This is a genomic window from Gramella sp. Hel_I_59, from assembly GCF_006714895.1.
In the GTDB taxonomy this organism is placed as follows: Bacteria; Bacteroidota; Bacteroidia; order Flavobacteriales; family Flavobacteriaceae; genus Christiangramia.
Genome location: NZ_VFME01000001.1, coordinates 2,036,217 through 2,049,618, shown reverse-complemented (window position 1 = coordinate 2,049,618; position 13,402 = coordinate 2,036,217). Strand labels below are relative to the sequence as shown.

Sequence of the window (13,402 nt, the reverse complement as noted above, 5' to 3'; positions counted from 1 at the left end):
TTTTAATGAGGTGAAATGAGTTATTTAGATTCCAGTATAATTTTGTGGCGTTATCTTATGAAGCTCAGTTCGAATTTCTTCAGTCACGTCCAACTCGTCAATAAACCTGGAAATACTTTCCTTTGTAATTCTTTCATTGGTCCTTGTAAGACCTTTTAAAGCTTCATAAGGATTTTTATAACCTTCTCTTCTTAGAATCGTCTGAATCGCTTCAGCAGCAACAGCCCAGTTATTCTCAAGGTCAGCATGTAGTTTATCTTCATTTAAAAGCAACTTGTTAAGTCCTTTTAAAGTCGATTTAAAAGCGATGATCGTGTGACCCATTGGAACACCAATGTTTCTTAAAACCGTACTATCGGTTAGATCACGTTGCAGCCTGCTTACCGGTAATTTCGCTGAAAGATGTTCGAATATCGCATTGGCAATCCCAAGATTCCCTTCGGAATTTTCAAAATCTATAGGATTTACTTTATGTGGCATCGCTGAAGAACCGATCTCACCTTTTTTAATTTTCTGTTTAAAGTAATCCATCGAAATATAAGTCCATATATCGCGATCCAGATCCAGCAGGATATTGTTGATGCGTTTGAAAGCATCGAATAATGACGCAGCATGATCATAATGTTCTATTTGTGTAGTAGGGAAGGAGTGGTGAAGCTTCAGTTTCGATTCGACAAAATTCTGTCCAAAAGCTTTCCAGTCGGTATCTGGGTACGCTACTTTGTGAGCGTTGAAGTTTCCAGTTGCTCCTCCAAATTTTGCTGCGTGAGGAATATCTTTCAAAAACCGTAGCTGCTCTTTGATTCGAACCACAAAAACCTGAATTTCTTTTCCAAGTCGGGTAGGTGAGGCCGGTTGACCGTGGGTACGGGCCAGGAGTGGAATATCTTTCCATTCTTCAGCCAGGGATTCCAGTTTTTTTACAATTTCATCCAGTTCTGGAAGATACACTTCTTCCGTAGCCTCCTTTAAACTTAGCGGAATCGCCGTGTTATTAATATCCTGAGAGGTAAGACCAAAATGGATAAATTCTTTTGAATTCTGCATTCCAAATTTTTCGAATTCTTCTTTCAGAAAATATTCAACAGCTTTCACATCGTGATTGGTCACTTTTTCGATCTTCTTGATAGCCTGAGCATCGATCGAAGTGAAATTTTGATACAGCTCTCTTAGCTTCGGGAAGTTTGCAGAATTTACATCCTGTAGTTGAGGTAAGCCCTGTTCGTAAAGTGCAATAAAATATTCTACTTCTACCTGGATACGATAGCGTATCAATGCTTCTTCACTAAAATATGCTGAAAGTTGCTTGGTTTTGGATCTATACCTTCCGTCTATTGGAGATACTGCAGAGAGCGATGTCATTTCTTGTATTTAAAAAATTAAAGCATAAAGATACTTCTTCCAGATTGACTAAAAAACAGATGTTACAATTTCCTCAGGATCTTCAAAGCCCGTGCTCTATATCCTGAAGTTGAAGCGGAAATATCTTTTTCCAGCAGCGCTTTCAGTTCAGATTCAATCCATTTTTCTTCTGTTCTGAGATCATAAATATTCTGCATGGCAAAAACCTTTACTGCAGTTTTCTCATCATTCATTAAAAATTTAAATGAAAGTCTGATAATTTCTTCTATTTCAGCAGGATTAAGATTAATTGGAGAATTTTTATAAAAATGTGATTCAACTAGAAAACCGAATATTTTCATCATACACCTTTTGGAAGAGCTATCAGAATACAATTTTCCACTATTAATTATAGTAGACATAAATTCGCCGAGTATTGCACAGTTATCACGTCCAAGCATTTCAATTATCATCCATGCCTTTATCGATAATTCCTGAGGGAACTTGATGAGTTCTATGGTCTGTGGCAGAAGATTGTTAGATAGGATAAATTCTGTAGCATATTTTCTGGAAGCAAGTCGCAAGCTGGTATTTTCCAGAATTTATTGAACTTGCTGCATCAAGCTAATAATTGTGCTACAAGCTTTGGAATACCCTCCACAGCCTTTTTACTTATTATTTCAAGCGATGCATTTTCACTAATATTTGGTTTAGGATCGATAAAATATACCGGACATTTCTTCGGAATAAAATCTACCAGTCCGGCAGCTGGGTAAACCTGCATTGAAGTACCTACAATAATAAGAATATCTGCCATTGCACAATGATCTGCCGCCTTCTGAAACATAGGAACGGCTTCGCCAAACCAAACAATATGAGGTCTAAGTTGTTTATTATGTTCACAGAAATCTCCACTTCGAATATCTTTTCTCCAGTCCATCACCAGGTTTTCATCGAAGGTACTTCTGGCTTTCAATAATTCTCCATGAAGATGTAAAACATTTGAGCTACCAGCTCGTTCATGCAAATCATCAACATTCTGATTAACGATCTGTACGTCATATTGTTTTTCAAGTTCTACTAAAGCATGGTGGGCTGCATTTGGTTCTACCTCCAGAAGTTGTCTTCTCCGTTGATTGTAAAAATCCAGTACTAATTCGCGGTTGTTATTCCACGCCATTGGTGAGGCAACTTCCATAACATCATGTCCTTCCCATAAACCGTTTTCATCCCTGAAAGTTTTTAAGCCACTTTCAGCACTTATTCCAGCTCCGCTTAGTACAACTATTTTCTTCATTTATTATTGATTTCTGATTTGTAACGCCAGCTTTAAGTTTTAAAATACAAAGAAATTTTGATTAAGCTTCCAGATAAGGGCTCTGTCACTTCATCTACCTTATAATTTTTCAACTATTAATTATTGAAAATCAGGTGTTATCAAATATAATATTGGTATCGAAGATAAATACTAGCGAATCGCTTCTAAAAGAGCACAGTTTTTATATTTTAGTACAGCCATGACCGACCAGAAATTACTTGAACATCTACAGGGATTGTTGACCCAGCGCAGGATCAATCTCTTCGAAAAAGTTCTGACTCAAAGAACAGATCATTTTACCGTAGTAGCCCAGGATGTGTATCAATTACATAACACCAGTGCGGTGGTTCGTAGTTGTGATGTATTCGGGATACAGAACTTACATATCATCGAAGAAAACCTGCCCAGGCGAATCGACAAGGAAATTGCGATGGGTGCCCAGAAATGGGTAGATGTGCATCGATACAATACTTCCCGGGAATGTTTGCATGAATTACGGCAACATGGCTACCAGATCGTTGCCACCACTCCTCATAATGATTCAACGATGCTGGCAGATTTTGATATTACAAAACCTTCCGCCATATTTTTCGGGACGGAGCAAAACGGACTTTCAGAAGAAATTCTTAGAGAGGCCGATGCAAGTATCAAGATTCCTATGTATGGGTTTACTGAAAGTCTTAATATCTCAGTTTCTGCAGCGATCATACTTCAGTCTTTAAGAGAAAAACTTGATACTTCTAATATAGACTGGCAGTTTTCTGAAGATCGAATGCAAGAAGTAAGACTGGCATGGACAAAGAAAACTATTAAAAATTCAGAGGAGATTATTGAACGTTTCCGTAATCAGTAAATATTCGTAACTTTTAAATCCTAAAGCCGAGCAATGACCCTGTTTTTCTACTTAATTATTGCCTTAATTACTTTTTTTGCATTTCTGCACGCATGGGCAAAAAAAGACTTCGATGTTAGCAGGACCGTGGTGATCAATAAGTCCAGAGAAGAAGTCTATGGCTTTGTTCGTCAGCTAAAAAATCAACCTTTATGGAACCCGTTGTTTCAGCGTGATCCTAATGCGGTTTTAAAATACAAGGGACCAGACGGTAAAGAGGGAGCTTCTTTTTACTGGAAAGGAAATAATAAAGTAGGTGAAGGGATACAGAAAATAGTAAAGACCAAGCAGGGTAGGGTTTTTGAAACCAAGATTCTTTTTATAAAACCGGTAAAGGTAAATGCCCTTACATATATAGGTGTTAAGGAATTGGATAGCGAGAAAACTAAGATGGTCTGGGGAACAAGAGGAAACTTAGCGTTTCCACTTACTATCATTAGTATTTTTTATTCTCCTGAAAAAGCTATGGGAAATAATCTTGATCAAGGTTTAAAGGAATTAAAACAGATTCTTGAAAATCGTTAATTCTTCTGAAGAACTTTGTATTCTTCGTAACAGCCGTTGATGGCATTCAGTATTTGGAGATCATTTGCTGTTCGCATAAAATCTTCAGAATAGTTACAATTATTCAGGATTTCATCAATTTCAGCCCGGTTTACCTGTAATAACGCCATTAAGGTTTCCCGATCAAACTTATTCCGAAGGAGATCTTTAATATCTTCATCCTTCTTCATCTCCCTGAGTTTCCGCATCTGTTTTGGTCTCGCGCCAAATATATTATATACGAGATCTGCAGGATTGGAAAGGGAGCGTAATGCCTTTGTTACAGCATTAGGAGATTTGTCACCACCTTCATAACCAGAGTTTAAACCAGAAATACTATAGCGGTAATTATCATAAATTGGAATGTTTTTAGCGTCGATTTCGAGGTAACCTGTTAGATTATTGGAAGTAACCGTTACTTCTTCAAGATCAAAACCTAGTTCGGTCATCTTTACCTTTACGTTACCGTACTTAAGCCAGTCATTAGTGACTCGAACTCTAATCGATCTAAATCCCAGGTAAGAGAAATATAAAGTGTCATTAACGGTTGCCTGAAGTTTGAATTCCCCTTCTTCACCAGTAGTAGAACCTTTAACCTGGTTGAGGTTCACTATATGTACGTTTTCAATAGGCTTGTCATTAGCCGCGTTCATTACCGTACCGGCAACGATATCTACTTCCTGTGCAGATAAGATACCTGTGAGTAGAAAAAATAATAGGGGTAAATATGTCTTCATAGCAATCGAGCCTAAAAATAGAAAATCTTCATAAAAAACAGTGCCAAACTTAAACTAAGTTTGGCACCTTTTATTTTATGCTTTCGATCTTCTTCTTTTTATAGAACTCTCGACATTTTTGTTTCGGCTTCCTTTCCGGTTGCCCTTTTTGTCTCCTCGATCTGAACTGCTACGTCTTTTTCCGAAGCTTCCTTTATCGTTAAAGCTTTTTCCGCCGCCTTTACGACCGCCGCCGCCGCCGCCACGTTCTCTTTTACGACCACCGCCGCCATCAGACTTCTGGTCTTTAGTGATCTCCACATTCACATATCTACCATTTTGCTGGTATTCTGTAAATGTTTTAAGAATTAGATCAGCGTGCTTCTCATCTGTATTAAAGAAAGAAAAACTTGCTTTACAGTCTACTTTAAAGATATCATCCCTGTCAAGGTTTAGTTCGCCTGTTAGGAAATCTTTAAGACTCTTCCAGTCATAACCATCTTTAGAACCAACATTAATGAAATATCTTGTATTTCCTTCTGAAACTTCTGGTCTACCTCCTGCAGATTCTGCAGTAAGATCTGGAGCCTTCTCATAATAGTTAAAGAAACGAGTAAACTCAACCGAAAAGAATTTTTTGATCAATTCTTCTTTAGTGAAATCTTCCAGAGCTTCATTAATATTTGGGAGATAAGGATCAATATCATGATTGATCTCAGTCTTCTTGATATCATTCGCTAAATGGAATAACTGGATCTTACAGATCTCTTTTCCATCAGGAATTTGCTTTTCTTCGAATTTCTGCTGAATGATCTTTTCAATCGTACGGATCTTACGAACCTCACTTTTGGAAATGATAACCATCGATACACCGCTCTTACCAGCTCTACCTGTTCTACCACTACGGTGAGTATAGGTTTCTATTTCATCTGGCAACTGGTAGTTAATTACGTGAGTAATATCATCTACATCAATTCCACGGGCAGCAACATCTGTAGCTACCAGCATTTGGATTTGTCTGCTTCTGAAACTCTTCATTACCAGGTCACGTTGATTCTGGCTAAGATCACCGTGCAATGCAGCAGCGTTATAACCATCTTCGATCAGCTTTTCAGCAACCTTTTGAGTATCTCTTTTTGTTCTACAGAAAATTACAGAGAAGATATCAGGATTAGCATCTGCCAGCCTTTTTAAAGCATCATATCTGTTTCTGTGATTTACCAGGTAGTATTCATGAGTAACGTTAGACGTACCCATGTTCTTTGATCCTACCGTGATCTCAACAGGATCTGTCATGAACTTCTTAGCGATCTTAGCAACTTCCTTAGGCATGGTAGCTGAAAACAACCATGTTTTTTTGTGTTTTGGAGTGTGCGAAAGTATGCTTTTGATGTCTTCATAGAATCCCATGTTCAGCATCTCATCTGCCTCATCAAGAACACAATAGTTAATTGAAGAGATGTCTGCAAGGTTTCTTCTAATCATATCCTGCATTCTCCCTGGAGTTGCAACTATGATCTGAGCTCCTCTTTCAATCGCTCTTGCTTGATCTGTAATACTAGCGCCACCGTAAACGGCAACTACATTTAGAGATCTTTTATATTTACTGTAGTTCTTTAACTCATTGGTGATTTGTAAACACAGTTCACGAGTTGGCGATAAGATTAAAGCCTGAGTTTTTTTAGAATTGGAATCTATTTTCTGGATAAGTGGAAAACCGAAAGCTGCGGTTTTTCCCGTTCCTGTTTGTGCCAGAGAAACCAAGTCGGTTTCCTGGGATAGAAGAATTGGAATTGATTTTTCCTGTACTTCACTTGGGGTTTCGAAACCCATGTCGTTTATGGCCTGTAGCAGATCTGCGTCCAGTCCAAGTGCTTGGAATGCGTTCATTCTTTTTTGTAAGTATTCGATTATCGTATGTAAGTGTTACATAAGAAGCGAATCGACATACTTAAACCTAAACTTCCAGTAACACATCCTCACCCTGAGGAATTTCAAGCCGCAAAGATACGTTTAAATCTGAAGCAAACTAATTTATAGTGATTTATTTAAATGGCTGACTATTAAATAGATAGGTAGTCTATGAGTTCTTTGAAAGCTTTTGCACGATGACTAATACCCGATTTTTCTTCCAGATTCATCTCGGCAAAGGTTTTATCAAATCCCTTGGGTTGAAAAATTGGATCATATCCAAAACCGTTTACTCCACGTTCTTCCCTGGTGATCGAACCCTCGCAAATCCCTGTAAACAGATTTTCGTTTTCTTTTAAATTCAATGCAATGACAGTCTTAAACCGTGCCGTACGATCATTACGCTCCTCAAGCTGATTCAAGAGCTTTCTGCGATTTGCGCTATCATCTTTAATTTCGCCAGCATATCTGGCTGAGTAAACGCCTGGAGCTCCAGCCAACGATTCGACTTCCAGTCCAGTATCATCCGCAAAGCAATCATAACCATACCGACTCCGCACATATTCTGCCTTTATAATGGCATTTGCGTCGATTGTGTCGCCGGTTTCTTCGATATCTTCCTCACAGCCAATCTCCTCCAGGCTTAGCAATTCAATATGATCTGGCACTAAAGCCTGAATTTCTTTGAATTTGTTCTTATTATGTGTTGCAAAAACTAATTTGATAGTATTCATTATCTATGATGGTAAGGTTCGTTCTTAAGTATAGTAAAAGCGCGGTATAATTGCTCAGTTGCAAAAAGTCGCACCATTTGATGAGAAAAGGTCATCTTGGAAAGAGATATTTTTCCATCAGATCTTGCATAAACGGCGTCTGAAAAACCGTATGGGCCGCCTATTACAAAGATCAATCGCTTCAATCCGGTGTTCATTCTTTTCTGAATATATTCTGAAAATGCTACGGAATCATACTGCTTACCATTCTCGTCCAGCAGAACCACGAAATCTGAATTCTGAGTTCCGCTTAGTATAAGATCACCTTCTTTGGTTTTCTGCTGGTTCTCGTCGAGACTCTTGGTTTTCTTAAGGTCCGGGATCAATTCAAGTTCATATTTGATATAATGCTGAAGTCTTTCAGAATAGATGTTTATTAGATCTTCTAGCTCCCTTTTATCGGTTTTCCCGACGCACACTAATTTTATGGTCATCCCGTGATTTTAGTACAGACTTTACTACATTTACAAAAATAAGCAGAGAAAATGATCTCACCGGAACAATTCGAAAAAGAAATAGATTTAATTATAGGAAATGCCATTCGTGAGGATGTTGGAGATGGAGACCATAGTTCTCTGGCTTGTATTCCGAAGGCTGCAAAAGGCAAAGCAAAATTGCTTGTAAAGGATCAGGGTCTTATCGCAGGAGTCAGATTTGCCGAAAAGGTATTTCATCACGTAGATCCAGAATTATCTATCGATCTTAAAATTCAAGACGGACAGAAGATATCGAAGGGAGACATTGCGTTTTACGTAGAAGGTTCTTCGCAATCTATCCTCAAAGCAGAGAGACTCGTTTTGAATGCTATGCAGCGAATGAGTGCTATTGCAACTAAAACCGCAACTTTTGTCGAAAAGTTAGAAGGCACGGGAACTAAGATTTTGGATACCCGTAAAACTACACCGGGAATTCGCGCTCTGGAAAAATGGGCAGTTAAGATTGGTGGTGGCGAGAATCATAGATTTGCGCTCTACGATATGATCATGTTAAAGGATAATCATATAGATTTCGCCGGAGGTATTACCAAGGCGATAGATAAAACGAAAGAGTATCTTACAAGAAACGATCTCGACCTCAAGATTATTGTCGAGGCAAGAGACATGAATGAGATCAGGGAAATATTAAAGTCAGATGGGATCTATCGTATTCTTATAGATAATTTCAATTATGAGGACACGAGTAAAGCTGTGCATTTAATTAATGCAAAATGTTTGACGGAGAGTAGTGGAGGGATCACTCTGGAAACTGCCCGTTCTTATGCAGAATGTGGAGTGGATTATATAAGTAGTGGTGCGTTGACGCATTCTGTGTACAATTTAGATCTGAGTTTAAAAGCCGTTTAATAATGGCACCAAAAAAAGCGTTCAATTCCAAATTAAAGGATCTTTCGGCCTGGTGGAAACGCTGGTCGAAAGGGGTTGTTTTACCCGGCCTTGATGGATTAACGCTTTATAATTTATGGGTCATTTATTGGGGAGGGATCGTAAAAGGAACTTTTTCTACCCGGGCAAGTAGCATTGCTTTTAGCTTTTTTATGGCAATCTTTCCATTCCTGCTATTTGTGCTGAATTTGATCCCGTACATTACTTTCATTGATGATTTCCAGATAGAATTTCTGGTTTTTATGGATTCTCTATTGCCTCCTGAGACTTCAGATTTCTTCGGAACTATTTTCGAGGATATTGCAAGTACACCCAGGGGAGGATTGTTATCTGTGGCGTTTATACTTTCTGTATTTTTAATGACCAACGGTGTAAACGCCATTTTCACTGGCTTCGAATTTAGTTATCATACCAAGAAAAACAGGTCAATTCCCCGGCAGTATGCTGTTGCACTGGGTGTTGCACTTATATTGGCATTGTTGTTGCTTATATCAGTTATAGGTGCTGTATATACGACTTATGCTATAGCCGATCTAACAGATCTGGGATTGGTTAGCGAAGAAGGAACTGGAGCACATCTAATAAAATATATTGGATTTGTTATTCTAATTTATACATCGGTGGCGATACTCTATTATTTTGGAACAAAGGAAGCAAGAAAGGCAAGATTCTTTTCTGTAGGCGCAACCTTTACTACCATTCTTATTATTATTGCTACCTTTTTATTCAGTTTATACATTACAAATTTTTCAAATTACAATGAATTATATGGTTCTATTGGAGCTTTATTGATCCTTATGTTTTATATATGGCTCAATTCCAACCTTTTATTACTCGGTTTCGAACTAAATGCTTCATTGATCAAATTGAAAAGGAATTTTAAATAACTTTAAACCAAACTAAACTTACAATCATGAAAAAACTAGCAGTTTTATTTATTGCAATGATGAGCTTCGGCTTAACTTCAGCTCAAACAGAAGTTGGTGGCGTAAAACTTCCAAATTCTGAAACGTATCAAGGGAAAACCCTTCAGCTCAATGGAGCAGGAGTTAGAGAGAAATTATGGATCGACCTTTATGCAGGTGGACTCTATCTTTCTGAAAAATCTTCCAGTGCAGATGCTATTATGTCTTCAGATAAACCAATGAGCATTAAATTACATATCGTAAGCAAGCTAATTAGCAGTGATAAGATGGTGGATGCTGTGAATGATGGTTTTGAAAGCTCTATGAATGGTAACACCAAACCACTAGCTGCAGAGATTAAAAAGTTCAAAGGTTTCTTTATGGAAGAAATCACTAAAAATGATGTTTTTGACATCGTTTATCTTCCAGGATCTGGTGTGACAGCTTACAAAAACGATAAAGAACTAGGTACTATTAAAGGAATGGAATTTAAGAAAGCTTTATTTGGAATCTGGTTGTCAAAAAACCCGGCAGATGATGATCTTAAAGATGCCATGTTAGGTAAATAATATGAAGAAGTTTTTATTAGTTCTCTTAATTCTTCCGCTATTCACTCATGATCTTAGCGCACAGGATGTTCTGGGTAAATGGGAGAATAGAAACGAAGAAGGTGTGGTAAATAGCATTATTGAGGTCTACAAGAAGGACGGTAAGATTTACGGGAAAGTAGATCGAATCATGCGGGAAGAAGACAGGGATAGACTTTGTACGAAATGCGAGGGTGATCTTCGAAATAAACCGGTTGAAGGCATGGAAATTATGCAGGGCCTGGTTAAGGACGGAGAAGAATATAGTGATGGAACTATCGTTGATCCTAAAACTGGTAAGGAATACCGTTGTAAGATCTGGATCGATGAAGAGAAACCGGATGTGTTGAATATTCGTGGATATATCGCTCTATTCTATCAAACCAGAACCTGGCAAAGAGCCGAATAATAAACTACAAGCATAAAGCTGCCTGGAAAGTCAGACTTATTTTATAGAACTAAAGTTTCTTAATACTTTTGAGTTCTTAGAAAAAGTCGCTGTCCAGGCAGTTTTGTTTTATCAATCTGAGCTAGTATGTCACAATTTGTAGATCTTATTTTACCGTTGCCACTGGATAACAGGTTTACGTATGCTGTCACAAATGAAGAGGCAGAATTCATTCAGGAGGGAATGCGATTGGCTGTTCCTTTTGGTAAGAACAGGATTTATACAGGTATCGTTGCTAAAATTCATAGTACTCCGCCAGAAGTATACGAGGCCAAACCAATTCACCAGATCATAGATGAAACTCCGCTGCTTACGCATAACCAGTTGAAATTCTGGAACTGGATCGCTTCTTATTATTTATGTACCGAAGGCGATGTTATTAGAGCGGCATTACCCGGAGCATTTTTGCTCGCGAGCGAAAGCATCGTAAAGCTTTCTTCGGAAGTGAAAATTGAGGACGAAATGCTTACTGATGATGAGTATTTGGTAACTGAAGCTTTGCAAAGGCAATCTTCGATGAAGATCCAGGAGATCGAGCAATTACTTGACAGGAAAAAAGTATTACCTATTATAAACAAACTGGTAGCAAAGAATCTGATAGAACTCAACCAGGAAATTTATGAGCAGTTCAAACCTAAGGAAGTTCGTTATGTAAGTCTCAATCCTATGTACGAAGCTGAAGCTGAAATGCATGGTTTGCTGGATGAACTATCCAAGGCACCGAAACAACGTGAGGCTTTGCTAAGCTACTTCAGTTTAACCGCAAAATCTCGAAAAGCTCTTAAATTAAAGGAACTTTCGAATGAATCCGGAGTTTCTGCTGCCGTGATAAAAGGATTAATTCAGAAGAAAATATTAATTGAAGAATACCGGTCTACAGACAGGATTCAATTCAATTCAGAAATTAGTAACCACGAAATAAATTTCAGCAGCGAGCAACAAAGAGCATTTACAGAGATTACAGAAAATTTTGCTGAAGATCATGTGTGTTTGTTGCATGGTGTAACTTCTTCCGGGAAAACGGAAATCTATATTAAACTTATTGAAGCAGCTCTTGAAAAAGGTAAACAATCATTATATCTATTACCAGAAATAGCACTAACCACTCAGCTGATCAAAAGGTTACAGAATTACTTTGGTGATAAAGTACTGGTGTATCACAGTAAGTATTCGGTAAATGAACGGGTAGAGATATACAAACATGTAAAAGAAAATAAGGATAAAGGTAAAATCGTAATAGGAGCAAGGTCATGTATTTTCCTGCCATTTCAGGATCTTGGACTTATTGTAGTAGATGAGGAACATGAAGCTACTTTCAAGCAATTTGATCCTGCGCCAAGATATCACGCTCGTGATGCGGCGGTGGTTCTAGCCAATATTTTTCAGGCTAATATCATACTTGGATCGGCCACGCCTTCTGTAGAATCCTATTTTAATGCCGTACATAATAAGTATGCTCTCGTCGAACTTCATAGCAGGTTTGGAGATGTATTGATGCCGGAAGTAGAGGTGGTCGACATTAAAACTGCGCATAAGAAAAAGAAGATGACCGGCCATTTTTCTGAGAGAATGATTGAAGAGATTAAGTCCAGTCTGAAGGAAAACGAACAAGTGATACTTTTCCAGAATCGTAGAGGTTTTTCACCTATTCTGGAATGTAATACTTGCGGACATTCACCACAATGTCCAAATTGCGATGTTAGTTTAACCTATCACTCGCATAATAACCAGTTGCGATGTCATTACTGCGGTTATCATATTGCAATGCAACACCATTGTATGGCTTGTGGTAGTAACGAAATTACTACGAAAGGATTTGGAACGGAGCAAGTGGAAACTGAACTAAAAGCGCTTTTTCCAGAACATAGTATAGGTAGAATGGATCAGGATACTACCCGTGGAAAATATGCTTACGAAAAGATTATTGAAGCGTTCGAAAATCACGAAACCGATATTCTTATTGGGACTCAAATGCTTAGTAAAGGACTGGATTTTAGAAAGGTGAGCCTGGTTGGGATTATGAATGCAGACAATCTTCTTAATTTTCCGGATTTCAGGGCACATGAACGAAGTTTCCAGTTGATGTTACAGGTAGCAGGAAGATCGGGCAGAACTAAAAAAAGAGGAAAGGTTTTGATCCAGAGCTACAACCCACACCACCAGATCATTCAACAGGTGTCTACTGGCGCATATAAGGAGATGTATGAGGAACAATTGGAGGATCGCTACCAATATCAATATCCGCCATTCTATCGTCTCGTACGGTTGACACTAAAAAGCAGGGATTTTTCGAAAACAAATGAAGCAGCAGAGTGGTTGGCAAGAGCATTGGAGAATGTTTTCGATAGATACGTTCTGGGACCAGAATTCCCACCGGTAGCCCGAATTCGTAATGAATACTATAAGAATATACTTATTAAGATTCCGCAGAAACAAAATCTGGGAAAAACTAAAGCGATGATCACCAGAATCTTAAAATCTTACCAGGCGATCGGCGTATTCAGGTCGGTTAGAGTTATAACAAATGTAGATCCCCAATAAAAAAAGCCACCGGTTAGGATGGCTATATATTATTGGAGTGTTGAT

At 38.2% G+C, this 13,402-nt stretch carries 14 protein-coding genes; 7 read left to right on the top strand and 7 right to left on the bottom strand.

The window, feature by feature from the left end; translation table 11 throughout:
• Window positions 1-24: 24 nt before the first annotated feature.
• The 3 genes from purB to JM79_RS09335 all read right to left on the bottom strand — a co-directional run bounded on the left by purB (window position 25) and on the right by JM79_RS09335 (window position 2,638).
• A complete protein-coding gene (purB, locus tag JM79_RS09345; protein ID WP_185739477.1) occupies window positions 25-1,362 on the bottom strand; it encodes an adenylosuccinate lyase in 1,338 nt (445 codons plus the stop codon).
• A 62-nt stretch (window positions 1,363-1,424) separates the two neighbouring features.
• Window positions 1,425-1,925, bottom strand: a complete 501-nt coding sequence (locus JM79_RS09340; RefSeq protein ID WP_141877890.1) for a hypothetical protein — start codon at window positions 1,923-1,925, stop codon at window positions 1,425-1,427.
• Between the two features lie 35 nt (window positions 1,926-1,960).
• Complete coding sequence (locus JM79_RS09335) at window positions 1,961-2,638, bottom strand: NAD-dependent deacylase (protein WP_141877889.1); 678 nt, start codon at window positions 2,636-2,638, stop codon at window positions 1,961-1,963.
• 220 nt (window positions 2,639-2,858) lie between these two features.
• On the opposite strand from JM79_RS09335, the gene JM79_RS09330 reads away from it, so the two are divergent.
• Window positions 2,859-3,512: an RNA methyltransferase gene (locus JM79_RS09330; protein ID WP_141877888.1), complete on the top strand. Its 654-nt coding sequence runs from the start codon at window positions 2,859-2,861 to the stop codon at window positions 3,510-3,512.
• 33 nt (window positions 3,513-3,545) lie between these two features.
• Window positions 3,546-4,076, top strand: a complete 531-nt coding sequence (locus tag JM79_RS09325; protein WP_141877887.1) for an SRPBCC family protein — start codon at window positions 3,546-3,548, stop codon at window positions 4,074-4,076.
• Here JM79_RS09325 and JM79_RS09320 read toward each other — a convergent pair.
• The 4 genes from JM79_RS09320 to rlmH all read right to left on the bottom strand — a co-directional run bounded on the left by JM79_RS09320 (window position 4,073) and on the right by rlmH (window position 7,928).
• The gene (locus JM79_RS09320; protein ID WP_141877886.1) at window positions 4,073-4,831 is read right to left on the bottom strand and encodes a carboxypeptidase-like regulatory domain-containing protein; all 759 of its coding nucleotides are present in this window, start codon (window positions 4,829-4,831) and stop codon (window positions 4,073-4,075) included. The two genes, JM79_RS09325 and JM79_RS09320, sit on opposite strands and share 4 nt — an antisense overlap.
• Window positions 4,832-4,906: 75 nt before the next feature.
• Complete coding sequence (locus JM79_RS09315) at window positions 4,907-6,700, bottom strand: DEAD/DEAH box helicase (protein WP_141877885.1); 1,794 nt, start codon at window positions 6,698-6,700, stop codon at window positions 4,907-4,909.
• A gap of 173 nt (window positions 6,701-6,873) precedes the next feature.
• Window positions 6,874-7,446: a non-canonical purine NTP diphosphatase gene (locus JM79_RS09310; RefSeq protein ID WP_141879218.1), complete on the bottom strand. Its 573-nt coding sequence runs from the start codon at window positions 7,444-7,446 to the stop codon at window positions 6,874-6,876.
• A gap of 8 nt (window positions 7,447-7,454) precedes the next feature.
• Complete coding sequence (gene rlmH, locus JM79_RS09305; RefSeq protein WP_141877884.1) at window positions 7,455-7,928, bottom strand: 23S rRNA (pseudouridine(1915)-N(3))-methyltransferase RlmH; 474 nt, start codon at window positions 7,926-7,928, stop codon at window positions 7,455-7,457.
• Between the two features lie 51 nt (window positions 7,929-7,979).
• Between rlmH and nadC the strand changes: the two genes are divergently transcribed.
• The 5 genes from nadC (at window position 7,980) to priA (ending at window position 13,357) form a co-directional block, all read left to right on the top strand.
• Window positions 7,980-8,837, top strand: a complete 858-nt coding sequence (gene nadC, locus JM79_RS09300; RefSeq protein ID WP_141877883.1) for a carboxylating nicotinate-nucleotide diphosphorylase — start codon at window positions 7,980-7,982, stop codon at window positions 8,835-8,837.
• Between the two features lie 2 nt (window positions 8,838-8,839).
• Window positions 8,840-9,763: a YihY/virulence factor BrkB family protein gene (locus JM79_RS09295; RefSeq protein ID WP_141877882.1), complete on the top strand. Its 924-nt coding sequence runs from the start codon at window positions 8,840-8,842 to the stop codon at window positions 9,761-9,763.
• Between the two features lie 26 nt (window positions 9,764-9,789).
• A complete protein-coding gene (locus JM79_RS09290) occupies window positions 9,790-10,350 on the top strand; it encodes a chalcone isomerase family protein (RefSeq protein ID WP_141877881.1) in 561 nt (186 codons plus the stop codon).
• A 1-nt stretch (window position 10,351) separates the two neighbouring features.
• Complete coding sequence (locus JM79_RS09285; protein WP_141877880.1) at window positions 10,352-10,777, top strand: DUF2147 domain-containing protein; 426 nt, start codon at window positions 10,352-10,354, stop codon at window positions 10,775-10,777.
• Between the two features lie 126 nt (window positions 10,778-10,903).
• Window positions 10,904-13,357 (top strand): primosomal protein N', encoded by a 2,454-nt coding sequence (gene priA / locus JM79_RS09280; protein ID WP_141877879.1) that lies wholly within the window; start codon window positions 10,904-10,906, stop codon window positions 13,355-13,357.
• Window positions 13,358-13,402 lie beyond the last annotated feature (45 nt).

Coding starts and splice junctions, on each gene's coding strand:
- rlmH (WP_141877884.1), bottom strand. CDS start 7,928: ATGACCATAAAATTAGTGTGCGTCGGGAAAACCGATAAAAGGGAGCTA.
- JM79_RS09330 (WP_141877888.1), top strand. CDS start 2,859: ATGACCGACCAGAAATTACTTGAACATCTACAGGGATTGTTGACCCAG.
- JM79_RS09285 (WP_141877880.1), top strand. CDS start 10,352: ATGAAGAAGTTTTTATTAGTTCTCTTAATTCTTCCGCTATTCACTCAT.
- JM79_RS09320 (WP_141877886.1), bottom strand. CDS start 4,831: ATGAAGACATATTTACCCCTATTATTTTTTCTACTCACAGGTATCTTA.
- nadC (WP_141877883.1), top strand. CDS start 7,980: ATGATCTCACCGGAACAATTCGAAAAAGAAATAGATTTAATTATAGGA.
- JM79_RS09315 (WP_141877885.1), bottom strand. CDS start 6,700: ATGAACGCATTCCAAGCACTTGGACTGGACGCAGATCTGCTACAGGCC.
- JM79_RS09335 (WP_141877889.1), bottom strand. CDS start 2,638: ATGAAGAAAATAGTTGTACTAAGCGGAGCTGGAATAAGTGCTGAAAGT.
- JM79_RS09325 (WP_141877887.1), top strand. CDS start 3,546: ATGACCCTGTTTTTCTACTTAATTATTGCCTTAATTACTTTTTTTGCA.
- priA (WP_141877879.1), top strand. CDS start 10,904: ATGTCACAATTTGTAGATCTTATTTTACCGTTGCCACTGGATAACAGG.
- JM79_RS09295 (WP_141877882.1), top strand. CDS start 8,840: ATGGCACCAAAAAAAGCGTTCAATTCCAAATTAAAGGATCTTTCGGCC.
- purB (WP_185739477.1), bottom strand. CDS start 1,362: ATGACATCGCTCTCTGCAGTATCTCCAATAGACGGAAGGTATAGATCC.
- JM79_RS09290 (WP_141877881.1), top strand. CDS start 9,790: ATGAAAAAACTAGCAGTTTTATTTATTGCAATGATGAGCTTCGGCTTA.